The organism is Clostridium sp. OF09-36, from assembly GCF_003481985.1.
Lineage (GTDB): Bacteria > Bacillota > Clostridia > Lachnospirales > Lachnospiraceae > Brotaphodocola.
Genome location: NZ_QUMD01000007.1, coordinates 1 through 22,688, shown reverse-complemented (window position 1 = coordinate 22,688; position 22,688 = coordinate 1). Strand labels below are relative to the sequence as shown.

At 49.1% G+C, this 22,688-nt stretch carries 22 protein-coding genes and 2 pseudogenes; 1 reads left to right on the top strand and 23 read right to left on the bottom strand.

The window, feature by feature from the left end:
• Nucleotides 1-15 precede the first annotated feature (15 nt).
• From nadD to DXA97_RS07380, 20 genes and pseudogenes are all read right to left on the bottom strand, one after another.
• Nucleotides 16-636 carry a nicotinate-nucleotide adenylyltransferase gene (gene nadD / locus DXA97_RS07470; protein ID WP_118719180.1) on the bottom strand — a complete coding sequence of 207 codons (621 nt, stop codon included), beginning with the start codon at nt 634-636 and terminating at the stop codon, nt 16-18.
• Between the two features lie 154 nt (nt 637-790).
• Nucleotides 791-1,084 (bottom strand): ribosome assembly RNA-binding protein YhbY, encoded by a 294-nt coding sequence (yhbY, locus tag DXA97_RS07465; RefSeq protein ID WP_118534197.1) that lies wholly within the window; start codon nt 1,082-1,084, stop codon nt 791-793.
• 13 nt (nt 1,085-1,097) lie between these two features.
• Nucleotides 1,098-2,380, bottom strand: a pseudogene (obgE, locus tag DXA97_RS07460) (GTPase ObgE).
• 114 nt (nt 2,381-2,494) lie between these two features.
• The gene (gene rpmA / locus DXA97_RS07455) at nt 2,495-2,785 is read right to left on the bottom strand and encodes a 50S ribosomal protein L27 (RefSeq protein ID WP_118534195.1); all 291 of its coding nucleotides are present in this window, start codon (nt 2,783-2,785) and stop codon (nt 2,495-2,497) included.
• A gap of 3 nt (nt 2,786-2,788) precedes the next feature.
• Nucleotides 2,789-3,127, bottom strand: a complete 339-nt coding sequence (locus DXA97_RS07450; RefSeq protein ID WP_118719178.1) for a ribosomal-processing cysteine protease Prp — start codon at nt 3,125-3,127, stop codon at nt 2,789-2,791.
• A gap of 6 nt (nt 3,128-3,133) precedes the next feature.
• Nucleotides 3,134-3,442: a 50S ribosomal protein L21 gene (gene rplU, locus DXA97_RS07445; protein WP_118540552.1), complete on the bottom strand. Its 309-nt coding sequence runs from the start codon at nt 3,440-3,442 to the stop codon at nt 3,134-3,136.
• Between the two features lie 242 nt (nt 3,443-3,684).
• Nucleotides 3,685-5,124: a TrkH family potassium uptake protein gene (locus DXA97_RS07440; protein WP_118719176.1), complete on the bottom strand. Its 1,440-nt coding sequence runs from the start codon at nt 5,122-5,124 to the stop codon at nt 3,685-3,687.
• Between the two features lie 38 nt (nt 5,125-5,162).
• Complete coding sequence (gene trkA / locus DXA97_RS07435) at nt 5,163-6,491, bottom strand: Trk system potassium transporter TrkA (protein WP_347561495.1); 1,329 nt, start codon at nt 6,489-6,491, stop codon at nt 5,163-5,165.
• 40 nt (nt 6,492-6,531) lie between these two features.
• Nucleotides 6,532-7,347, bottom strand: a complete 816-nt coding sequence (locus DXA97_RS07430; protein WP_347561494.1) for a ribonuclease E/G — start codon at nt 7,345-7,347, stop codon at nt 6,532-6,534.
• On the bottom strand, nt 7,328-7,723 hold the full coding sequence (locus DXA97_RS21980; protein WP_347561493.1) for a hypothetical protein: 396 nt from the start codon (nt 7,721-7,723) through the stop codon (nt 7,328-7,330). Before DXA97_RS21980 ends, DXA97_RS07430 begins: the two co-directional genes overlap by 20 nt.
• Nucleotides 7,707-8,429, bottom strand: coding sequence for a TIGR03936 family radical SAM-associated protein (locus tag DXA97_RS07425; RefSeq protein WP_347561492.1), 723 nt, complete (start codon nt 8,427-8,429; stop codon nt 7,707-7,709). Before DXA97_RS07425 ends, DXA97_RS21980 begins: the two co-directional genes overlap by 17 nt.
• Nucleotides 8,404-10,271 (bottom strand): annotated as a pseudogene (locus tag DXA97_RS07420) (TIGR03960 family B12-binding radical SAM protein). Before DXA97_RS07420 ends, DXA97_RS07425 begins: the two are co-directional and overlap by 26 nt.
• Before the next feature lie 237 nt (nt 10,272-10,508).
• Nucleotides 10,509-11,966, bottom strand: a complete 1,458-nt coding sequence (locus DXA97_RS07415; RefSeq protein ID WP_118719172.1) for a site-specific integrase — start codon at nt 11,964-11,966, stop codon at nt 10,509-10,511.
• Nucleotides 11,963-12,169, bottom strand: coding sequence for a hypothetical protein (locus tag DXA97_RS07410; RefSeq protein WP_147355547.1), 207 nt, complete (start codon nt 12,167-12,169; stop codon nt 11,963-11,965). Before DXA97_RS07410 ends, DXA97_RS07415 begins: the two co-directional genes overlap by 4 nt.
• A 371-nt stretch (nt 12,170-12,540) precedes the next feature.
• Nucleotides 12,541-13,881: an amidohydrolase gene (locus DXA97_RS07405; protein ID WP_118719168.1), complete on the bottom strand. Its 1,341-nt coding sequence runs from the start codon at nt 13,879-13,881 to the stop codon at nt 12,541-12,543.
• An 83-nt stretch (nt 13,882-13,964) separates the two neighbouring features.
• Nucleotides 13,965-15,683, bottom strand: a complete 1,719-nt coding sequence (locus DXA97_RS07400; RefSeq protein ID WP_118719166.1) for an adenine deaminase C-terminal domain-containing protein — start codon at nt 15,681-15,683, stop codon at nt 13,965-13,967.
• Between the two features lie 16 nt (nt 15,684-15,699).
• Nucleotides 15,700-16,839 (bottom strand): ABC transporter substrate-binding protein, encoded by a 1,140-nt coding sequence (locus DXA97_RS07395; RefSeq protein WP_118719164.1) that lies wholly within the window; start codon nt 16,837-16,839, stop codon nt 15,700-15,702.
• Nucleotides 16,840-17,089: 250 nt separating this feature from the next.
• Nucleotides 17,090-18,130, bottom strand: a complete 1,041-nt coding sequence (locus DXA97_RS07390; RefSeq protein WP_118719162.1) for an ABC transporter ATP-binding protein — start codon at nt 18,128-18,130, stop codon at nt 17,090-17,092.
• A gap of 13 nt (nt 18,131-18,143) precedes the next feature.
• Entirely contained in the window at nt 18,144-18,926 is a 783-nt protein-coding gene (locus DXA97_RS07385; protein WP_118297651.1) for an ABC transporter permease, read from the bottom strand.
• Nucleotides 18,919-19,752 (bottom strand): ABC transporter permease, encoded by an 834-nt coding sequence (locus DXA97_RS07380; RefSeq protein ID WP_118719160.1) that lies wholly within the window; start codon nt 19,750-19,752, stop codon nt 18,919-18,921. Before DXA97_RS07380 ends, DXA97_RS07385 begins: the two co-directional genes overlap by 8 nt.
• Nucleotides 19,753-19,927: 175 nt before the next feature.
• Here DXA97_RS07380 and DXA97_RS07375 point away from each other — a divergent pair, with 175 nt between their 5' ends.
• On the top strand, nt 19,928-20,851 hold the full coding sequence (locus DXA97_RS07375) for a LysR family transcriptional regulator (protein WP_118540541.1): 924 nt from the start codon (nt 19,928-19,930) through the stop codon (nt 20,849-20,851).
• 117 nt (nt 20,852-20,968) lie between these two features.
• On the opposite strand, the gene DXA97_RS07370 is transcribed toward DXA97_RS07375, so the two are convergent.
• From DXA97_RS07370 to DXA97_RS07360, 3 genes are all read right to left on the bottom strand, one after another.
• Nucleotides 20,969-21,238, bottom strand: coding sequence for a hypothetical protein (locus DXA97_RS07370; RefSeq protein ID WP_182436827.1), 270 nt, complete (start codon nt 21,236-21,238; stop codon nt 20,969-20,971).
• 264 nt (nt 21,239-21,502) lie between these two features.
• Nucleotides 21,503-21,811: a hypothetical protein gene (locus DXA97_RS07365; RefSeq protein WP_118719158.1), complete on the bottom strand. Its 309-nt coding sequence runs from the start codon at nt 21,809-21,811 to the stop codon at nt 21,503-21,505.
• Entirely contained in the window at nt 21,812-22,450 is a 639-nt protein-coding gene (locus DXA97_RS07360; protein WP_118719156.1) for a hypothetical protein, read from the bottom strand.
• Nucleotides 22,451-22,688: the final 238 nt, after the last annotated feature.

Genomic DNA, 22,688 nt, shown 5'->3' with positions numbered 1-22,688 from the left:
TCCTCCTCCTTATAGTCAGAGCTTCTCAGGATTCTGGTATAAACCGTGTTCTTCAATATAGCGTTCTACGTTTTCCGGAACCAGATTATGGATTCTGCCTCCGTTCATTTCACGCTCTCGCAGTTCCTGGGAAGAAACCTCCATGGTATCGCTGTGCAAAAGAAAAATTGCGGCTCCATATTTCTTGATCAGATACGCAGCCTGCTCTTCTAAGGTACAGGAAGCATCCTCGCATTCCCGCCCAGCAGCCAGGATCGTAACCTGGTGCATAACCTCCTCCGGATGATACCAGCTTTCGATATGATACAGGGAATCTGCCCCCACGATAAAGAAAAAGGTATGCTTCGGATAAGCTTCTTTCAAAAGCTTTAGCGTCTGGGCTGTGTAGGTATTTCCTGCACGGGAAATCTCAAAATCAGAGAAACGGAAACGCGGTTCCCCTGCAATGGCCAGCTTTACCATTTCACACCGGTCTTTGGTGCCGGTTACACGATGATCTGTTTTGTGCGGGGGATTGTGGGAAGGCATAAACCAGATCTCATCGAGGTGATATTCTTTTAAAGCCTGTCTGCCAAGCATCAGGTGCGCATTGTGGATGGGATCAAAGGTTCCACCCATAATTCCGATCTTAGCCAATCACAGTCACTCCCTTCGCAAACAATGTTATTTCTATGATATTACGAACCCACAGGAGCAGATCATATGGTTTGTTCCTGTGGGCTATAGATCAATGTTTTGTAACTGTACAAGCAATGTAATGCGCTGCCTGTACAATTATGACTTTCTTTTATTAAGGCAGAACGATCTTGCGTTTTGCCTCGTCCTTTGCCGGCTTGTAAAGAACGATCTTTTTGCCGATCACCTGAACGACCTCGGAACGAGTGCGCTCAGCCAGAACTTCTGCGATGGAACGTCCATCGTCCAGGCAGTTCTTTAATACGGTGATCTTGATCAGCTCCCGTGCTTCCAGTGCTTCTGCGATTGCTGCAGTCAGCTCCGGAGTTACACTGGACTTGCCGATCTGAAAGATCGGATCCATCGTCATAGCCAGTCCCTTTAAATAGGATCTCTGCTTACTTGTCATGTTTTATCTCCTGTTATTTATAATAATCAAATGCAAGGCCATACATACGGACCGTGTCGCCCTCTTTGATGCCTGCAGCTTCAAGTTCGTCTAAAATACCATTTTCCTTTAAGAACTTCTGGAAGAACTGGAAGCCCTTCTCGGATTCCAGGTTGGTATAACCCAGCATCTTCTCGATACGAGGTCCCTCTACCACAAACTCGCCGTCCTCGTTCTGCTCTACGGTGTACGGCAGGTTGCGGTCGCCGGCGTACTCAATCTCGAATTCTTTCTCAAAGATGACCGGATCGAGGTTTACGGTCTTAAGCAGCTCGTAAACCGCGTATAACAGCTCTTTTACGCCCTTACCGCTGACTGCGGAAATCGGGAATACCTTGATGCCTTCCGGTTCAAACTCCTGTTTCAAGATCTCTACCGGATCCTCATCTTCTGAGTAAACGGCATCAATCTTGTTGGCTGCAATGACCATAGGGCGCTTTAACAGATCCGGATTGTATGCTTCCAGCTCTGCGTTGATCGCGTGGATGTCCGCGATCGGGTCACGCCCCTCGGTACCTGCGGCATCTACCACATGGACCAGAACGCGGCAGCGTTCGATGTGGCGTAAGAAGTCATGACCAAGACCGATTCCCTGGGAAGCGCCCTCGATCAGCCCCGGAATATCTGCCATAACAAAACCGGCTCCGCCGTCTAAGTCAACCACGCCCAGATGCGGGTTTAAGGTTGTAAAATGATAATTTGCAATTTTCGGTTTTGCGTTGGACACGCGGGAAAGAAGGGTGGACTTTCCTACGTTTGGGAAACCAACCAGTCCAACGTCTGCAATGACCTTCAGCTCCAGCTGAACCCAGAGCTCGTGGCCCTGCTGACCTGGCTGTGCATATTTCGGAGCCTGCATGGTCGGGGTTGCAAAGTTCATGTTGCCAAGACCGCCTTTACCGCCCCGTAAAATGGTCTCCCGTTTATTTTCACCGGACATATCCGCGATGACCTTGCCAGTCTCAAAATCCTTGATGACCGTTCCTTCCGGAACCTTGATCACCAGGTTTTCTGCATTGGCACCGTGCACCGCTTCTTGCCCCCTTGTTCTCCATCTCGTGCTACATATTTCCGAACATGACGAAAATCTGTTAATGTATTTAAACCCGGATCCACCTCAAAAATGATGTCTCCGCCTTTTCCTCCATCACCGCCGTCAGGACCGCCTGCCGGCACAAACAATTCTTTGCGGAAGCTTACATGGCCGTCTCCGCCTTTTCCTGATTTAATAAAGATCTTTGCATTATCTGCAAACATGGATTCACCTAAATCCTTTCCTGTGTATCAGCAAACGTATGGGATACGTTTATGATGTCTCTGGCAAAAAAAGGCTTCATACCAGTAATCAGTATGAAGCCTTCGTCAGTGTCATTATTCGTTGATTGTTCTCGGGTATACAGAAACCTGCTTTTTGTCTCTGCCCTTTCTCTCAAATCTTACAACGCCGTCTACAGTAGCGAATAAAGTATCATCGCCGCCGCGACCTACGTTCAGACCCGGATGGATCTTGGTACCGCGCTGTCTGTAAAGAATGTTACCAGCTAATACGAACTGACCATCTGCTCTTTTAGCGCCAAGTCTCTTGGACTCAGAATCTCTACCGTTCTTGGTAGAACCTACACCTTTTTTATGAGCGAATAACTGAAGGTTCATTTTAAACATCTCTTACACCTCCTCAAATCGAATTTTTATATACGGTTCTCCGTACGTTTCCTCAATGTCCTCTAAACCAAGGACCAGAGAATTCATAAGGAGTGCTGCTTCCGGACTAATCGTTCCGGTAAAACGGAAACGGAACATCCCGGACTGCTCGTCCTCATCTGCCTCAAACTGGTCTTCCGTGAAGTGTTCCACAGAGTTTGCCATGTTGAGGGTCAGGGCAGACACGGCTGCACAAACCAGCTCCTGTCCTTCCTGATAGTCATTGGCAAGGCCTGCATGACCCAGAAAAGAAATCCCACGATAACGATGTTCGGAATCAACAGATACGGTTACGTTAATCATGATTAATTAAGCATTGATCTTGTCGATCTTGATCTCGGTAAAGAGCTGTCTGTGACCATTTTTCTTATGATAGCCAGTTTTTCTCTTGTACTTATAAACGATCACCTTTTTTGCTTTTGCCTCTTTAACTACGGTTCCGGTAACAGTTGCACCTGCTACAGTCGGGCATCCGATGGATAACTCTCCGTTGTTAACTGCAAGAACCTGGTCAAACGTAACGGTTTCGCCAGCGTTTACACCAAGCTTTTCAACCTTAATGATATCGCCTTCTGCTACTTTGTACTGCTTACCACCTGTTGCAATAATCGCGTACATATGGCACCTCCTATTATCATTACTCGCCAGTTTCGGTGTCCGGATCCGATGGACTCGGAACTTTCAAACCTCGCTGTGCGGCACATACTCATGTATATTAGCATGAAATGTTGTTGCTGTCAATCTTATTTTTATCTTTTTTCGAACTTTTTTTCGCAGCCCTTTTTCAAAGGGCTTCTGCCCATTTCCGGCCCGAACATTTTCCTGCATAAAAAGCAGTAATTTCGGAAATTTGTCCGGAGTTACTCTCTCACCCACGTACGCGGGGAAAACAAAAGAAGCATCGGGAACAGTTCCAGGCGTCCGGCCAGCATGTCAAACATCAGGATATATTTGTTAAACGGATTAAAAATCCCGAAGTTGCAGGTCGGACCCACTTTTGAAAGTCCCGGACCAATGTTATTCAAGGTCGCTGCTACCGCCGTAAAGTTGGTAGTCATGTCGAAATTGTCCAGGCTGATCAGAAGCAGGGACACGGTAAAAATTAAAATATAAGCCACCAGATACGTGTTAATGGAACGCAGCACATTATGCTCGATCGGCTTTCCTTCATATTTCAATACCTTGACGTTCCGCGGGTGGATCAGGGAAGACAGCTCTTTGTTTACGGTCTTCACGGCAATGGCGATACGGGAAACCTTAATACCGCCGCCGGTACTTCCGGCACAGGCACCCACAAACATCAGACATACCAGGATTGTTTTGGAAAAGCCCGGCCATAAGTCAAAATCGGTTGTGGAATAACCAGTTGTGGTGATGATAGATCCAACCTGGAAGGCTGCATGCTTTAACGCCGTCAGGATATCCGGGAACATACCACGGATATTCCATGTGATGAGAAGTGTGCTGACCAGGATGATCCCAAGATACCCACGCATTTCTTCGCAGTGTAGTGCATCCTTCGGTTTCCGGATCAAAAACAGGTAATATACATTAAAGTTTACGCCAAACAGGATCATGAAAATGGTAAAGATCCACTGCTGCAGCGACGTATAGTCTCCACAGCTGCTGTTGACAATACCGAAACCGCCGGTTCCTGCCGTACCAAAGCTCATCGCCATAGAATCAAATAACGGCATGCCACTGAAAAGCAGCAGGACAATCTGGACGACAGTAATGAAAAAGTAGATCAGATATAAGATCTTTGCGGTCGTGCGCACGCGCGGAACCAGCTTTCCGACAGACGGTCCAGGGCTCTCTGCCCTCATGATATGAATGTTGTAGCCCCCGGCAAGCGGGAGGACTGCCAGGATAAAGACCAGAACGCCCATACCGCCGATCCAGTGGGTGAAGCTGCGCCATATCAGCATACATTTGCTTAAGGCTTCCACATCCGGAAGCACGCTTGCTCCGGTGGTCGTAAACCCGGAAATGACTTCAAACAGTGCATCCTCGAACAACGGGATCTCCCGGCTTAAGAAAAACGGCAATGCACCAAAGAAACTTAATACGATCCAGCTTAAGGAAACTGCCACAAAGCCCTCTTTGGCGTAAAAAACAGTGCTTTTTAATTTTTTATGCGCCAGAAGCCAGCCGCTGATGGCACAAAATAAAGCGACACCAAGAAAATAAAATCCACTCGGCTCCTGATAGACCAATGCCACCACGCATGGCAGGATCATCAGGATTCCCTCAATTCCAAGGACCCAGCCTAAAAAATAAAATACAATTCCAATATTCATGATGCATCCCTCTTATCTTAAGACATCCTTCAGATCCTTCAGGCCCGAATGGGTCGTGACCACGATGACGGTATCGCCCGGCTCAATCGTATCTTTACCACGCGGGTGATGATCTGTCCGCCGCGGTTGATGCAGGCAATCAGAAGGTTATCTTTAAAGGACAGCTTTTCCAGCGGAATGCCGATGAGCGGTGCGTCTTTTTCCACGCGGAACTCCAGCGCCTCGGCTTTGTTCGCAACGATCTTATACAGGGTTTCCACATTGCTTCCCATGGAATTCTGCATCGCACGGACATAACGGATGATGCCGTCTGCCGTGATCATTTTCGGATAGATGATGCTTCCGAGGTTCATCTGCTGGATGATATTTTCAAACGCGATGCGGTTAATCTTGGTGACCAGCTTTGCCTTGGAAACGCTTGCCGCGTAAAGGGAAAGCATGATGTTTTCTTCATCGAATCCGGTCAGTGCCGCAAAGGATTCGGTCTGGGTAATTCCCTCTTCCATTAAAAGCTGCTGGTCGGAGCCGTCTCCGTGAATGATCATGGCCTTTGGCAAAAGCTCACTCAGTTCATGACAGCGGGTCAGATCCTGCTCGATGATCTTAACCTTAATGCAAGTGTCTTCCAGCATCTTGGCGAGGTAGTAAGAAATCTTGCCGCCGCCCACCAGCATGGCGGTTTTGATCGTATTATTGGAAAGTCCGACCTGGCGGAAAAACTCGGTTGCCTGAGATCCGGATGCCACAAAGGAAATTTTATCGCCCTTCTGCAGGCAGAAGCTTCCGCCAGGGATGATGACATCGTTTCCGCGCTCTACTGCACAGATCAGGATGCTGCAGTGAAGACGCGGTCCAACCTCGTATACCTGCATATTGTCAAGCACAGAGTTATCTGGAATGATAAATTTCATCAGCTCCACGCGGCCCTTTGCAAATGCGTCGATCTTAATGACAGACGGGAATTTTAACAGTCTGGAAATCTCGGTAGCTGCTGCCAGCTCCGGGTTGATCGCCATGGACAGGTTCAACTCCTCCCGGATATACTGTACTTCGTTCGCGTACTCCGGATTACGGATTCTCGCAATGGTGTGGCAGTTACCGGCTTTTTTTGCGATCAGGCAGCAGAGCATATTCAGCTCATCGGAGTTGGTGGTTGCGATCAGAAGGTCCGTTTCTTTGATTCCGGCCTCCATCTGCACCTGGTAAATCGCACCGTTCCCCTCTACTCCCATCACATCGATGTTATCGGTCACATAGCGGAGCTTGGCGCCGTCCTTGTCGATCACGGTGATATCATGTCCCTCATTATTTAGCTGTTCGGTCAGGGTCAGTCCGACCTTACCGCAGCCTACAATGATAATCTTCATGCTGCATCCCCTTTTCCTATCCCTTTCCGGTCTACAGGCCCTATTTTGTTGTGATCTGGGCAATCTGTTCCCACAGGGGTTTCTTTTCTTTCTTTCGTGTCATTTCCACCAGGTTGAGCGGTGTCATGTCAACAACGGTCGTTTTGACCGGATCCGGCCGCACGGCAGCTTTTAAGGTGTCCATGAGAAGTGCCTTATCCTCTTCCGTATCCATATCGATAAAATCGACCATGATGATGCCGGACAGATTGCGGAGTCTCAGCTGGTGTGCAACTTCCTTTGCTGCTTCTAAGTTGATCAGGCGAATGGTATCAGCGAGATTCTTCTTGCCGGAATATTTTCCGGTGTTCACGTCAATGACGACCATGGCTTCTGTGCACTCTATTATAAGGTATCCGCCAGACTTTAGCCATACCTTTTTCTGACAAGATTGCTCTAATGCATACTCCAGCGAATATAATTTCGCCAGACTTAAAAGCTTGTCCTCATAAAAACGCAGTCCGGTTGTCTCTGAGAGATCTGAAATGCGGAAATATTCTTGCAAACGTGCAAAAAGATCCGGCTGGTCCGTCACAACCTCCTCCAGACTTCCATTTGGACAGTTGCGCAGCGCTTTTAAGTAATCCGGCTCTGCTTCATAAAGAAGACTGTAACAGGTCCGGTACTGCGCAAGGTTCATGACACGGTCAAACTGCTCCAGTAACGCGGAAAGCTCCCGAAGGAGCTTTGTTTCCTGCCCATATGCATTTGTACGGATGATGACACCGGTGCTTTTGCCGTCTAGAAGCTGCTCAATCTGCGGATGCATGCGCTCTTTCCACTCCCGGTCGTCAATCTTAGAAGAAAAGCCGATCACACGCTTTCCGGCAGTCAGGACTGCATATTTCCGGAAAATTTAAGTTCCCGGACAGCACGGGATCCTTTGTTTTCACCGCATCCTTTGCCACCTGTACGATGATCTCATCGCCTTCCTTCAGTTTCCGGTCCCGGCCGTCGGCAAACAGCGTGACCTTATTGTCAGTCAGACTGTAGTAGCCAGTACGGCCATCGGAGAAATCCACGAAAGCGGAGTTTAAATTTTTTACGACCTTTTGGACTTTACCAATATAAATATTACCCAGAATGGATGATGCATCCTCCAGTCCAAGCTCCAGAGTCTCCTTGCCGGAAACCAGAGCTGTCAGGACGCGGTCATGCCACCGGGTTACGATCAGCTTATTCAATGTCTTCACCAAATGATTCCAGGGTCACGAAGTCATGCTTTTCTTCGCTTCCCTTATCTGCGTATACTTCCAAACGGGTAACCATAAGCGCAAACTCGCCCAGAGTCTCGCCGCGGCTTTCTGCGTAAGCGCGAAGCACGGCATCCGGCTTTAAGTTTGCAGCACTTCCGGTCGCAATTTGTAAAAAGATCTTATGGTCCGGACGGGCTTCCATCTGGTAGATCTGCGGGCGGATATTGATTTCTTTCTCACCCTTTTTGGTCTTCTTTAAAAACAGGATCTCTTCTTTTTTCAGGAATTCCGGGATTCCTGCGAAGAATGCCTCCAGATCTTTTGGCTCATAACCTTCCCGGAAACGGACTTCGTAGTCGGCTGCCGCCACTAAGGACATGGCATTGCCTGCATCATCCGGAAGTGCCCGGTAAGAAAGCGCTTTCATGCCCTCTACCATATTTTCATTGATGCGACGCAGCATTTCTTTGGAAGAATCGGTGCTCAGCACTTCGATATCTACGTATTCGCCACGGCTCTCCAGTCCCACGCCGAGCGGAGCCGCAAACGACATGATCTGGTGCGGGCTGAAGCCCTCACTGTAGCGGATATCGACATCGGCACGGCGCATCACCTTCTGGAAATAACGCATGATATCCAGATGACCGATGAATTTCATGGTGCCTTCCTTAGCAAATTTAATTCTTATCTTCAAAGCAGACACCTCCTCCAAATTTTCTCGCGCCGCAGCCGGAACACTGCTGACGGCAGTTCGGAGTCACCTTCTCGCTGATGGCAGTCAGCCACTCGCGCTTTAAGAACTCCTTGGTCACGCCTGCATCGATGAAATCCCACGGGAAGATTTCATCTAAGCTGCGCTCTCTTACGGTATAGAAATCCGGGTCTATGCCGCAGGTCTCGAGGCCTGCATCCAGGTGTCGTTGTTGAAATACTCACCCCAGGAATCGAACATGGCGCCGTTTTTGTAAACCTCTTCCACAACGCTTGCCACACGGCGGTCTCCGCGGGCCAGAACACCCTCAAGGACCGTCAGGTCAGCCTCATGGTAGTTATATTTTAAGCTCTTGCGGTTTAACATCTCCTTGAACTTATCTTTTACAATGTAAGCGCGCTCCAAAAACTCCTCCTTGGTGCACATCTGCGCCCACTGGAATGGGGTAAATGGCTTCGGAACAAAGAAGGAAGAGCTGGCAACAACCTGAACCTTGCCGTTGCGCTGCTCTTTCGGGATTTCGTCGTAGTAGAGCTCTGCAACCTTCTCAGACAGCAGGGCAATGCCCTCCATATCCTCTCTGGTCTCGGTCGGAAGTCCCAGCATAAAGTACAGCTTTACGCGGTTCCAGCCGCCGTGGAATGCCTCAGCGGCACCCTTTAAGATGATCTCCTCCGTCAGTCCCTTATTGATGACGTCACGCATACGCTGGGTACCAGCCTCCGGCGCGAAGGTCAGGCTGCTCTTCTTGATATCCTGGACCTTGCTCATGACATCCAGGGAGAATGCATCGATACGCAAAGACGGCAGGGAAATGTTCACGCCTTTGCCCTGGAACTCCTCGATCAGGAAGTTTACAATCTCCTTTAAATGGGTATAGTCACTGGAACTTAAGGAGCTTAAGGAAATCTCCTCATGGCCGGTGCTCTTTAACATCTTGTATGCATGATCCTTTAAGAACTCCAGACTGCGTTCACGCAGCGGACGGTAGATATTGCCTGCCTGGCAGAAACGACAGCCGCGGATGCAGCCGCGCTGAATCTCCAGAACCACGCGGTCCTGGGTTACCTTCAGGTACGGAACTACCGGATTTTCCAGATACGGGACATCGTTCATGTCCATAACCAATTCCTTGGTAATGGTAGCCGGAATGCCCTCTTTATTCGGGGTGAAGGACGCAATGGTGCCGTCCTTGTTGTAAGCTACATCGTAAAACATCGGCACGTAGATGCCTGGAAGTTTGGCTGCTGCCTCCAGGAAATCTCTTCTGCTGCCGCCATTTTTCTTGTTTTCTTTGTACAGATCAAACAGTGCATCGTACTGGGTCTCGCCCTCGCCGATATAGAACATGTCAAAGAATACGGCAAGCGGCTCCGGGTTATAGGCACACGGACCACCACCGATCACGACCGGATCTTCCTCCGTACGGTCAGCCGCATGCAGCGGGATGCCGCTTAAATCCAGCACCTGCAGGATGTTGGTGTAACACATCTCATACTGGATCGTAAAGCCCAGGAAATCAAAATTCTTCACCGGATCCTGGGATTCCAGCGCAAACAGCGGGATATGCTGCTCCCGCATCACCTTGTCTAAGTCTGTCCACGGAGAGAACAGACGCTCACACCACACATCGTCCCGCTTGTTAAACATCGCGTACAGAATCTGCATGCCAAGGTGGGACATGCCGATCTCGTACACGTCCGGGAAACACATGGCAAACCGGATGTCCACAAGGGACGGATCTTTCATGACACAGTTCACTTCCCCACCGATGTATCTGGCGGGTTGTTGAACGGTTAATAAAATTTCATCACTTAACGCTAACTTTCTCATAAATCCTTATTTTACCTACATTTCTCACGTTTTTAGCGATGGGTTCATCGCTGTTTTTTAGTTCTTTTTCTCTGATTTTCTCCGTAAGCGTAAAAACACAAATTCTTGTCAAGTGTCTTTTTATCACGGACAGTTTGCATAATATTTTTCGCTCTTACGACAAAAAAATTGTTTCTGAAATACGCACAATTCGGATTTTCCGTTATTTTACGGATAAATCCGCTCTAAATGTACAGATCAGACCGCATTATTATACGGTATTTCGCGTGTTTCCGCAATAGATTCTTTCCCGAAATCAATTTTTCGAGCTGCTATCGTCGAACTTTTTATCAAGTTTTCCGAATATTCGTCAAATCCAGGAACCTCAAAAATCAGGGTTTCCTTCAGAACGATCTCATCATTTTCCAGTTTTACCGGCATGGCATTCAGGAAAATTTTCTCAAATTCCGGAACGTCTTCACAAACTTTTTGGCTCGGAACAACATAGTGTTGCATCGTGAAAATTCCGCTGGAATGTCCGAGTGCGATGGCCAGTTCTTTGATATTGACCTGGTAATGGAGCATCAATGTTGCGTATACATGACGCAGATCGTGCCAGTGAAAATCATCCGGGAGACCGTAAAGTTTTTTCATGGAATTGAAATCATCCTTATAGGACCGGCGGTTATAGGCAGTGCCATCCGCCCGATGCCAGATTGTCACCTCGCCTGCATCCTTCCCTTCTGCCTCCGGCGACTGGGTCCACCTTTTGCAGCTTGCGGCTATTTCGTCCAATACAAAATCAGGCACCGGGAGATCTCGAATTCCGTTCCTACTTTTTGTATCGAGACGTTGTTTTGTCCTGCTGCCTTTTTCAAGCCCGGATATATCTATGGGCCGTCCCGCCTGCGCAGTAACATGGAGCACCTTTTTATTATAATCCACATCCCGATAACGCAGAGCGATCAATTCGCTGATCCGGCATCCGGTTGTACAGGCGATAAGGAGCGGGAGGTACGGACCAGGGTATTTGTTTTTTGCTATCAAAAGCATCTGGCCTGCCTGCTCTGATGTAAGTGCGTATTTTCTTTTTTTGCTTTTATGACCGCAGCCATCTTGTTCATTCGCAGCTGCGGCTCTTTCATTCGCTTCTTTTTTGGATACCTGCTTTCGCTTTATGGAAATTGCGCTTGTAGCAGGATTTTTGTTAATCAGAACGTGTTTTTTGGCATACTTGAAAGAAGAGCCGAAGACTCCGTAAGCCGGTGATAAAAGCCCTGGCGTCATGGAATCCAGAATCTTTAAGAGGTCATCATTGGTTACTACATCCATCGTCCTCCCTTTTATTATGGGCAAAATATAATTTTGTATGATGTTCCGGTAACACACAAAGGTGCCGTATTTAATCTTCCGTACCTTTACCATATGTTCATTCAGCCAGTAATCATAAAAATTTTCTGCCAGAATCTGACTTGCGATGTATTCCTTTCTTGCCAGTTGTCCTATGATTTCATTCTTTTTGTCCTGCGCGTCTCTTTGTGTCTCGAAGCTGCCTATCTGCTTTGGGAGAACGGTTCCGTCAGAAAATGTAAGCGAAAAACGGATGACATATTTCCCATGATCCGATGTTATGCTATCGCGGAACTTCCACTCCACAATAGGCCCTCTTGTGATAATATCCTGCATGCTGGCTTTCAATGATATCTGTTTGCTCATACTAAAACACCCTTTCCTTTCTTTGCATAGAGAATTGGGTCGATATGGTGTTCCAGTTCACTGTGGATTCTGGATTCCGCTTCCATATAAGCAGTATAGACATCAAATGTAGTTCCAATATTGGCATGTCCAAGATATTCTGAAACATGCAACAGGATTTCTTCCGGATGGTCCTGATTACGCGTACCGTATTCAAACATCATAGTTGCCGCAATATGCCGCAGGTTGTGAGTCGTGACGATTGGAATGCCGGCATCCGTAAAACCCGGTCACTTTCCTCGGTTTTCGTTGCTTTTATTTCGATTCCTGTTCTGGAAACGCGAATTTTTTTACCTGCGTAATCGACGTCTGAGAGACGTACAGCCTGCCTTCGGACCGTTACCGTCCGCTCTTGCTTATTAAAATCTGTAAAACGGAGTCCTCGGATTTCCCCATACCGAAGCCCGTGCAGCATCAGACAGTATACCACGAACGCCGGGCTTTTCGAAGCTCGGCGTTTTGTGTTGGGAATATGAAATGAGCTGCCGCACGTTAGTGCGACAGCCCCGTTTTTCTATCTTCTACACCAGATTCTTCATATCCTTAAACGCTGTCCGCTCCATCTTCTCCCGAGGTCATTCCTGATCTTCGCGAAGTCCTCACGGACAAGCTTCTTTTCTTTTACGAGGCACTCACCCGCAACATAAACATCTCTCACATTCGATGCAATCGCGCTATACACAAGAGCCGAATACGGGTCGTATACCGGGAACATATTTGGGGAGTCGGTCTCTACGAGGACGAGATCCGCCTGTTTTCCGGGCTCGATGGAACCAGTGATATCGCCGAGTCCTAACGCTCTTGCTCCCTCAATCGTCGCCATGGAAACGACCTCCTTTGCCGGGAACGCGCTGCGATCGTGGAGCTCATTTTTGTGGAAGTTCTCGCACATCCGCATCTGGATGAACAGATCCAACGTATTTCCGCTCGCCGGACCGTCGGTACCGAAGCCGACGGACATGCCGTGCTTATGCATCAGGGACACCGGAGCCACGCCCTTTGCGGCCTTCGTGTTGGAGGCGATACAGTGGGCCACGGACGCTCCGTGCTTCGCGAGGATCTCTACGTCATGTTCCGTCGTGCGGATGCTGTGGGCCGCCAGCGTATTCGGTCCGAGGACTCCGATATGCTCCATAAACTCGATGGGCGTCATATTATACTGTTCCCTCAACTGGGTCATCTCGTAGTCCATCTCCGCCACATGGAGCGTAAATACGGTTCCCGCCTTCACGTCCTCCTCATATGCCCGTTTTAAAGTCTCCGGGCTGCAGGTCGTCGTTCCGTGGGGCGTGATCGCTCCGGAAACGCGCGGGTGATCTTTGTACGCCTCGATCAGTGCAATTCCACGCTCGATGGCCTCATCCGCGTTCTTACTGTCGCAGGAATCCTTTTCCATCACCGTCTCACCGGCGATTCCGCGGATCCCCATCTCGTCCATGACCTTCGCCACAACTTCCTCGAAATAGTACATATCAAGCACTGTCGTCACACCGGAGAGCAGCAGCTCGCCTATGGCGTATCGCGTGGAAAGCCTGGCCATCTCCGCGTCCATGGCCTGATTCTCCATCGGAAGCAGGAACACCCGCAGGCGATCCTTACAATCGTCCCCGAGGCCGCGGAACGGGATCATGCCGAGGTGGCAGTGGGTGTTTACGAGGCCTGGGATCACGATGGCGCGCTTTGCGTCGATCTCCTCGAAGGTCTCGCCAGCCTTTAAAATCCCCTGCGCAGTAAGCGCCTGAAGCGCCTTCTCAAGCTCTTCCTCCGGTCCTGCTGCCAGAATCTTTGTATCTTCAAACATCACATAACCATGATCCCAGACATCACCTGCCTCGTTCATCGTCACAACAATGCCGTTTTTGATAATCTTCTTCATCGTTCTAATTTCATCCTTCATAATTTCGACCTGATCCGGTTCTTCCACTATCCGCGGAGAAAAACCGGCGGCGGGCCGTAAAACTACTTCCCGTACTTCTCAACCAACGGCACATGTTCCTGCCCCGGCACCGTCAAAAGCCCGTGATCCGTGAGCTTCAGTTTCGGTGACACCGGAAGGCAAAGCGTGGACATGGACATGACCACGTTGTTGTTCACATATCCGAGACCTTCCATCGCCGTCCGCACTTCCTTTAATTCCTGTCCGAGAACCTCGATGGGCTGATCCGACACGATGCCGCCGATGGTGAGTCCCGCCTCTGCCAGGGATCTTCCTTCAGCGAACACCACATATGCCCCCTGGAGCTCTAGGACGCGCCTCTGGGCCAGTTTCATATCGTTCTCATCTGTTCCCAGGACAAACAGGTTATGGCTGTCGTGGGACCACGTGGTGGCCACAGCGCCCGGTTTCGTCAGTGCTCCTTCCACGAGACTATATCCGATATTTCCATTCTTGCCGTACCGCTCGAAAACGACTGCAAGGGAAAGTCCTGCCGACTTCCAGTCAAGCACACCGTCCTTCACCTCGACTCTGCATTTCACCGGTGTGGTTGCCGTTCCGAAGGTGCCGATCTTCATGACATTGACTTCCGCCCATTTCGCCTCCGGATCTTCCGCCTTTAACACAAAGTCGGAGATTTCCGCCGGACGGCAGTTGATCGTGTGGTAGAAAGAAGCCGGGAAACTGCACGCCGCAGCTTCTGCCGCACCGTAAGCCTCCTTGTCCTTGCAGTACACACACTCGCCCTTCTTATAAACCACAACCGGATCGATCCCATCCAGACTGTCCAGCAGCATAAAGTCTGCGATCTTTCCCGGCGCGATCATCCCTCTGTCATCCAGATGCATCCGTCTCGACGGTGTCCAGGTCGCGCAGTAGATCGCCTTCTCCATCGGCATTCCAGCCTTCACAGCCGTCTCGATAATCTTATTGAGATGTCCGGTCAGAAGCTTATCTGCCATCGTGTCATCCGTCACCAGCGCCACATTCTCATAGAGTTCATTGTCGCAGACGGTCTTCACGACCTCCGGCGTCAGGGATTTGAACTGCAGCTCCAGAAACATCCCAAGCTCTGTCTTCTCCATCACTGACTGTGGAGTCTGCTGGGTGTGGTCCGCATCAACACCTTCATAGATAAAGCGGTTAAGATCCGCCCCCGTAAGTCCCGGGCAGTGCCCCTCGATTCGGAGATTCTTTCCCGCGTTCCGGCACACATTGATGAGATCCCTCGTCCGGCTCTCGCCTTCTGCTGAGAGATCCTTATAGTTCATGATCTCTCCAAGGCAGAGAACTCCATCTAAGGATGCCATCTCAGAAATTTCCTTTACACCAAGTGACGCCCCGGCTGTCTCTAACTTCTCATTTGTCGCCGGTACACTGGACGGGATCGCCCAGAAGATATCCTGCTTCGTCTTCTGCGCCATAAAAGCCCGGATGCCGTCCATGCCGAACACGTTCGCCATCTCGTGGGCATCGGCAACCACCGTTGTTACTCCATATGGAAGCGTGATCCTTGAAAACTCGCCCGGATATGTCATCGAGCTCTCGATGTGCATATGGATATCCACGAAACCAGGCAGCATGTATCTGCCTTTTCCGTCGATCTCCCGCACTCCCGGATATGAAATTGCAGGGGAAACGCAATAAAACTTTTCCCCTGCAACTGCCACATCCCGCTTTTCAAAACACTGTCTGAAGGTCTGATAGACCATGACATTTTTCAGAATGAAATCGGGTCTCATATAAAATTCCTCGTTATTAGTTGTTGATCGTTCTGTTCCACTGGTCGATCCAGTTATTTAAGATCGGGTTTACAAAAGCATAGTCAACAACCTTAACTTTTGCAGCCTTGTCGCCGTAGGTCATATCCTTGGACTCTTCCTCAGTGAATGTAACGTCCTTGTTTGTCGGTGCCTCGTTTAATGCCTTACCTGTCTTTGTCTGAAGCTCCTCGCTGATACGGTAGTTGATGTACTCGTAAGCAAGCTCCTTGTTCGCACAGTTCTTTGTTACGTTGATGGTGTTGAAGTTAGCGTAAGCTCCGTCCGGTGTAACGTAAACAAGTGTCGGGTTAGCGGCTACGATCGTCGGAACGCCGAAGTCACCGACAACTGCTGCTGCAACCTCACCGGATGTGAACATGTTGATCAGGTCGGAAGACTTTGTGTAAGTCTTAACAAGGTTCGGCTTTAAGTCAGCAAGTGCCTTGAAAGCAGCCTCGCCGTTGTCTGTTGTTACGTCAACGCCTGCGTGGTCGCTTGCAACGTAAACCATAGCCGGTCCGAATGTTGTTGTGATCTCCGGGATGGAAACCATGCCTGCAAGGCGCTCGTCCCAAAGGTCATCAAAGCTTGTGAGTTCAAATCCTGTAAGCTCCGGGTTGTAGATGATACCGATGCTGTTGATGGTGTACGGAACACCCTGTCCTGCCTCTGCAATCTCCTTTGCAGCCGGGATCAGCTTCTCAGCATTCGGGATCTTGCTTAAGTCGATCGTATCGAAAAGTCCCTCGTCAGTGCCCTTCGCTGTCATAGCCTGGGAGAGCTCGATCACACCGATGGTGGAGTTCGGGTCTGCCGCTAATTTTGTATAACGGTCGTTTGTGCCGCCTGTCTCAGTAACGATCTCACAGCTGAACTCGTTCTCAAACGGTGTGTAAACCTCTTCTTCGGAGATATCTTCGCTGAGGCCGTATGTGGATAATACGAGCTTCTGTGCGTCTCCGGAAGCTGCCTTTGTCTCTTCTGCGGAAGAAGCTGCCTTTGTCTCTTCTGCGGAAGAAGCTGCCTCAGAGCCTGCTGCCTGGCTTCCTGCTGCTGTGGTCTCTGTTGTGGATGCGCCGCCGCAGGCGGTAAGCATCATTGCTGCGCAAAGTACAACTGCTGCTGTTTTTTTCATGGTTTTTCTCCTCTTTCTCTCTTTTTGAGATAATGTTTTGTAACTGTCCGGCAGGTCTGTGCTTTCCGCACAAGCTGTACAAATGGGCAGTTGCATATTTTCCCGCATGAATATGGGTCTGTTTCGGAACTATCCGTTCATATCCCCCACATCCTGCGATGGTTCCCTTCATTGTTTTCCGTCCGGAGAACGATTCGATCTTTCCGGTTCTCCCTTCGGCGCATGACCTGTGCCCTAAGATCTCTGTCTCCTATCTTCTCACGAGAATCAGCTTATCCTTCGGCAGATACAGCCGGATCTCCTCGCCCTCTTTATAAACATGGTCAGTTCCCATATTTACCTTCAGGACACCGGCGGAAGTCTCAACCTCGTACTGATAGCTTTTCCCGAGGAATGTGCGGACACCGATCTTACCGCTTAAGACATTCTCCGTCTGAACATCATCTGCCAGACAGATATCGTCCGGGCGGATCGTTCCCGCGAATTTCTCGCAATCGAGATCCATGGAAGTTAAGAACTCGCTTCCATCCGGTGCTGTATAAACGCCGTCCTGCTTTTTCGCAAGCTCAAGGAAGTTCTCGAAACCGATGAATCTCGCGACGAACTCTGTCGCCGGTCTCTTATAGATGTTCTCCGGTGTGTCAAACTGCTCGATGACACCGCCGTTCATAACAGCCACCTTGTCGGAGATGGAGAAGCATTCCTCCTGATCATGTGTAACAAATAATGTGGTGATTCCAAGGCGCTTCTGAAGTCTCTTGATCTCCACACGCATGGAAAGTCTTAATTTCGCATCAAGATTGGATAACGGCTCATCTAAGAGCAGTAGCTTTGGCTCGATGACAAGTGCTCTCGCGAGGGCAACTCGCTGGCGCTGTCCGCCGGACATCTGCTTCGGGAAACGGTCGGCAAGCTCTGTCAGGCCGCAGACCTCAAGGATCTCCCTGACCTTCTTGTAGATCAGGTCCTTGTCCATCTTTCTTGTTCTGAGCCCGAACGCTACATTGTCATAAACACTTAAGTGCGGGAACAGGGCGTAGCTCTGGAATACCAGGCCGAACTGGCGCTTGTGGACCGGGACCTTTGTCATGTCCTCTCCGTCTAATGTGAAGGTTCCGCCCTGCGGGTCGATAAAGCCTGCAACGACGCGGAGTGTCGTGGACTTGCCGCAGCCGCTGGGACCTAAGAGGGATACAAGCTCGCCCTCCTCGACTTCCAGATTCAGCCCCTTTAAGATCTGTTTCTTTTTATCGTAACTTACGTCGATTCCATTTAAACTCATAAAAGCCATGGTCATATTCTCCTTATTTCGCCAGGGCTGCGATACCCAGTGTGCGGTCTACGATCACCATGATGACTACGGTAGCTGCCATTAAAAGTACGGAAACCGCCGATACGGTCGGATCATAGTTGTATTCAATATAGTTCATCAGTGTTGACGGGAATGTGGAAACTCCCGGTCCGGATAAGAACATGGACACCGGAATGTTGTTGAAGGAATTGATGAACGCCAGCATGAATGCTGAGGAAATTCCGGAGGTCACATTTGGAAGAACGACCTTGAAGAACGCCGCTCCCTTCGGGCATCCGAGGCTCCACGCCGCCTCCTCGATTGAAAAGTCGAACTGCTCCATCGAAGAACCGACTACGCGGATCACATACGGAAGTGTCACCATAAAATGGCCTGCGAGAAGTCCCGCGAACACCGGGATCCTGAGCGTCAGGATCAGGCACTGGTACATAATAAAGCCGATTACAATTCCCGGAACGATGGTCGGGGAAAGGAAGATGGACTTTAATAACTGCTTTCCTTTTAAACCGGCTCTCGCCAGCGCGTAAGCCGCCGGGATTCCGACCAGAAGAGAGATGCATGTCGCGAGGAGCGCGACCTCAAGGCTGGTCAGGAATGATCTGCGGAAAGACTTTAACGCGAACACGTTCGCGAACCATTTCGTCGAGAAGGACTCGATCGGGAATGTGATGGCGCTTCCGCCGCCGAATGCCGTTACGGTGATGATCAGTAACGGGATCATCAAAAATGCAAATACGATCGCTGCCCATATGGTCAACACTTTATTTTTACGCATAATCTTCACCTCTGCGGTCCAGCCGTGCGGCCAGAGCGTTAAATCCTTTGATTACAACTAGGGTTACAATGATCATGATGAGGGCGATCACGGACGCGCCGGTCCAGTCACTGACGGACATCGCTCTCTGGTAGATCAGGGTCGCCATGACCATGTTGCTGTTGCCTCCTAATAACTGCGGCGTCGTGTACGCGGTCAGGGTTCCGGTAAATACCAGAATACCGCCGACGATGATTCCCGGAAGGCTCATCGGGAAGATGACTTTCATGAACGCTTCCGTTCTTGAGGCTCCGAGGCTCTGTGCCGCCTCCATCATATCATCATCAATATTTTCCATAACACCGGCAACCGTTACGATCATTAACGGAAGGAACAGGTAGACAGAACCAATGATGATAGAAAAGTCAGTGTATAAAAGCTTAATCGGCTTCTCGATCAGTCCCATAGTGATCATGGCCTTGTTGATGATCCCGTTGCTGCCGAGAATATTGATCCATGCAAAGCTTCGGATAACAGAGTTTGTCATCATCGGAAAGATCGACGCAGAGAGAAGCAGTCCTCTCCATTTCTTATCACAGCGGCTGATGAAATACGCCGTCGGGATACCGCCCACCATACAGACAAAGGTGGTGATGACCGCGATCTTCACGGTTCTCAAAAAGATCTTTCTGTAATACTCGTCCTTAAAAAAGTCCACGTACGCGCTGAACGGGTAATCCCCCGTAAACACGCTTGGAACCAGAACGCGAAGCAGCGGGATCATCAGGAACAGAAATAAGATCACCAGTCCCGGAACCAGCATGCACCATGCACTGCTCTTTTTCATTGGTTTGCCCCTTTCTCAACTGTGCGTGATAAGTTTTAATTAGTGCTTCTTATAAATATTTGTTTTTTCATCAATTGCACTTATATTTTACATTCATTATAAAAAGTGATATACTATACGTCAAATACATATTATCTATAATTTTTATGCAGTAAAGCTATGAGGAGGCCCCTGTATGGAATTAAAAGAAGCCCGCTATATCCTGGCGATCGCCCGCCACCAGAGCATCGGCAAAGCCGCCGAATCCCTTTATATCTCCCAGCCGTCCCTGAGCAAGTACTTAAAGAACCTGGAAGAACGTCTCGGCGCTCCGCTGTTCAGCCGCCACGAAAACCGCTACTACCCGACTTACATGGGTGAACGCTACCTCCACTACGCCGAACAGATCGTTGCCTGCGGCGATGAGTGGATGCAGGAATACGACGATATCGCTCACCGCCAGCGCGGCCGCTTAAACATCGCCGTGCCGATCATGATGGGTAGCACGCTGATCGAACCGATGTTGGCACCGTTTCATAAACGATACCCCTATGTGACCTTAAATATCATGGAAGCAGTAAATTTCATTGCGGAGAACAGTCTGGAGACCTCATCCATCGACCTGACCCTTTACAATATCCATGAATTTCCCGAGACCATGGACTACCAGATCCTGCGCTCTGAGGAGATCGTTCTGGTCCTGCATGAAAACCATCCTCTCGCCGCAAAAGCCATTACCCGCCCCGGCTTCCGCTACCCGTGGCTGGATCTTTCCCTATTAAAAGAGGAAAACTTCATTCTCCTCTACCCGGACCAGAACACCGGTGGCATCTCCCTGGATCTCTTTCAAGAGTACAACATCAATCCACCGGTCTCTCTCCACACGAGAAACTCCTCCATGTCGATCCATCTGGCCATGGACGGCGTCGGCGCTGCCTTCGCCCCGGAGAGCTATTTCCATTATGAAAACCAGTACACCGGAAACCGCGCCCTCTGCTTCTCCGTCGGCCACAGACCGGCCCTCACAACTACCATCGCCGCCTATCGGAAAAACCGGTATCTGCCGCAGCATGCAAGAGATTTTCTGAAAATGATCCGGGAATATTGCCGTGAGAAATAAAACATTCTCCCAGAAATTTATATCCATCTGCGAGGTGCGCCGTCAGGCGCACCTCGTAAAAGAAGCCGGACACTATCCTTCAGTATCCGGCTTCTTGCTGCGAATCTTCTGGCACCTTTAGCTCTGATAAACAAACAGACGGTTCATTCCCTCCTGCCACGGGTATTCGAATTCCAAATATATGATTTCTTTCCCAAAACGTGTAAATTTTTCTTTCCAATAGTTTGTAGTTGCCTCTCTTAATCTCATAATATGATCTTCTTCATAAATATTATTACCCGCATTTTTATATCCAAAGCTTTCAAGCTCTTCTTTTGAATAGTACGGGTTCATCTTAATAAACCAATATCCGCCGAGCTTCAGCACTCGTTCCAGATCATCGATCACGGTTGTTGATACGTTCTTCGGCATTACATTGCTGAAATGGATAAACCGTGCAGATAATGCCGCCAAATAACAGCACTGTCACAAGGAGCGATTTGAGCGCCTTATTCTGCACCACAAAAAAAGAAATGATACCGCTCACTAAGCCAACCACGCCTACCCAAAACAGATGACGGACATTGCCGGATAATGTCCCAGCTTTTTTGATAGCTTAGCATCTGTTATCTTTACCGGTTTGGAGGAAACGGAACTGCTTATTTTTTTTCTTCATAAATCTCCCTCTTCATCACTCAGATACAGCTGCGAAAAAATAGTTTGGTAAATCTCATCCATATCTTCTTCCATATCCACAGACTCACAGAACCCGTAAAGATAGGTATAACTGTCAGTATCCACAGCAAATACCGTCCATTTCCTGGTATCCTCGTTCTCACCTGCGGTGTACGTTACGATATAAACCGGATAAGTCAGGTTCTCAGTATATTTCTCATTTGCTTTTGCAGATAGCAGTTCACAGGTATCCGTATCACTTAATGACAGGGCGCAGGCTGTCAGATAATCTTCCAGATCCTGCACCTACGGGGCAAACCGGGTCGGCTCTGCCGTATTTACTATAAGGATCTGGCCATCTTGTGTGAAATCCTCATAGCGGTACGTTCCATCCTCATTGTTTTCCGTTCGAAGGTTCTGCATATTGGTAAAGGGAAGCGCTCCGCCCATCAAAACAGGAATACGTTCACTCGGGATCAGATCCCCGCGGCCATCATCGTTCAGAGCATAGAGCTCCATAATTTTTTTGTCACAGACTACCGCATCATAGGCACTGTCCACAAACACAGGAACGCTGATATCCGGCGGTGTAAAAATCAAAAAGCTGCCATTTTCCAAAATTGTCGCGGTATCAGGGTCATAGTTCGGATTTACCGGCTTTTCATCCTCACAGTAAAACTGAACCTGAAAACCTCTGTCCAGTTCTTCCACCGTATATTTTCCCAGATCGATCTTAATGCTTTCGCCTTGGGCCAGTGTTGTCTCCAGGCGGTTCTCTCCCCAGTCTTTCCCATCCGTTTCTCTAATACGGATGTCTTCCGCAGGATATGTAGTACGGTTCACTACGGTGATTTCAAGTGGCTTTCTTCCTCCACCGCAGGCAGCAAGTCCAGGACACACTGCCAGTGTGATTACGGGAAATAAATTACTTTTCCATTTTTTCATCCTGCATTCCTCCTCTATTGGCTAAATGATAGGATGCAATTTCCTATCATATAAAAAGGGGCTGTCGCACTAACGTGCGGCAGCTCATTTTATATATCCAACACAAAACGCCGAGCTTCGAAAAGCCCGGCGTTCGTGGTATAATCAGTTTATGCGACTAAACAAAATAATACAGAGGGATTATACCTCATTTTCGCTGTATTATCAAATCAAACTTCCGCTGGATTTAGAGATTTCT

What these genes read in the sequence shown, in the direction of transcription:
- rpmA (WP_118534195.1), bottom strand. Translation starts at nt 2,785, where the DNA reads ATGTTTAAAATGAACCTTCAGTTATTCGCTCATAAAAAAGGTGTAGGT.
- DXA97_RS07400 (WP_118719166.1), bottom strand. Translation starts at nt 15,683, where the DNA reads ATGAGACCCGATTTCATTCTGAAAAATGTCATGGTCTATCAGACCTTC.
- DXA97_RS07390 (WP_118719162.1), bottom strand. Translation starts at nt 18,130, where the DNA reads ATGGCTTTTATGAGTTTAAATGGAATCGACGTAAGTTACGATAAAAAG.
- DXA97_RS07405 (WP_118719168.1), bottom strand. Translation starts at nt 13,881, where the DNA reads ATGAAGAAGATTATCAAAAACGGCATTGTTGTGACGATGAACGAGGCA.
- DXA97_RS07410 (WP_147355547.1), bottom strand. Translation starts at nt 12,169, where the DNA reads ATGATGTTTGAATACGGTACGCGTAATCAGGACCATCCGGAAGAAATC.
- DXA97_RS07415 (WP_118719172.1), bottom strand. Translation starts at nt 11,966, where the DNA reads ATGAGCAAACAGATATCATTGAAAGCCAGCATGCAGGATATTATCACA.
- DXA97_RS07375 (WP_118540541.1), top strand. Translation starts at nt 19,928, where the DNA reads ATGGAATTAAAAGAAGCCCGCTATATCCTGGCGATCGCCCGCCACCAG.
- rplU (WP_118540552.1), bottom strand. Translation starts at nt 3,442, where the DNA reads ATGTACGCGATTATTGCAACAGGTGGTAAGCAGTACAAAGTAGCAGAA.
- DXA97_RS07395 (WP_118719164.1), bottom strand. Translation starts at nt 16,839, where the DNA reads ATGAAAAAAACAGCAGCAGTTGTACTTTGCGCAGCAATGATGCTTACC.
- DXA97_RS07450 (WP_118719178.1), bottom strand. Translation starts at nt 3,127, where the DNA reads ATGATTAACGTAACCGTATCTGTTGATTCCGAACATCGTTATCGTGGG.
- DXA97_RS07440 (WP_118719176.1), bottom strand. Translation starts at nt 5,124, where the DNA reads ATGAATATTGGAATTGTATTTTATTTTTTAGGCTGGGTCCTTGGAATT.
- DXA97_RS07360 (WP_118719156.1), bottom strand. Translation starts at nt 22,450, where the DNA reads ATGAAAAAATGGAAAAGTAATTTATTTCCCGTAATCACACTGGCAGTG.
- DXA97_RS07380 (WP_118719160.1), bottom strand. Translation starts at nt 19,752, where the DNA reads ATGAAAAAGAGCAGTGCATGGTGCATGCTGGTTCCGGGACTGGTGATC.
- yhbY (WP_118534197.1), bottom strand. Translation starts at nt 1,084, where the DNA reads ATGACAAGTAAGCAGAGATCCTATTTAAAGGGACTGGCTATGACGATG.
- trkA (WP_347561495.1), bottom strand. Translation starts at nt 6,491, where the DNA reads ATGAAGATTATCATTGTAGGCTGCGGTAAGGTCGGACTGACCCTGACC.
- DXA97_RS07385 (WP_118297651.1), bottom strand. Translation starts at nt 18,926, where the DNA reads ATGCGTAAAAATAAAGTGTTGACCATATGGGCAGCGATCGTATTTGCA.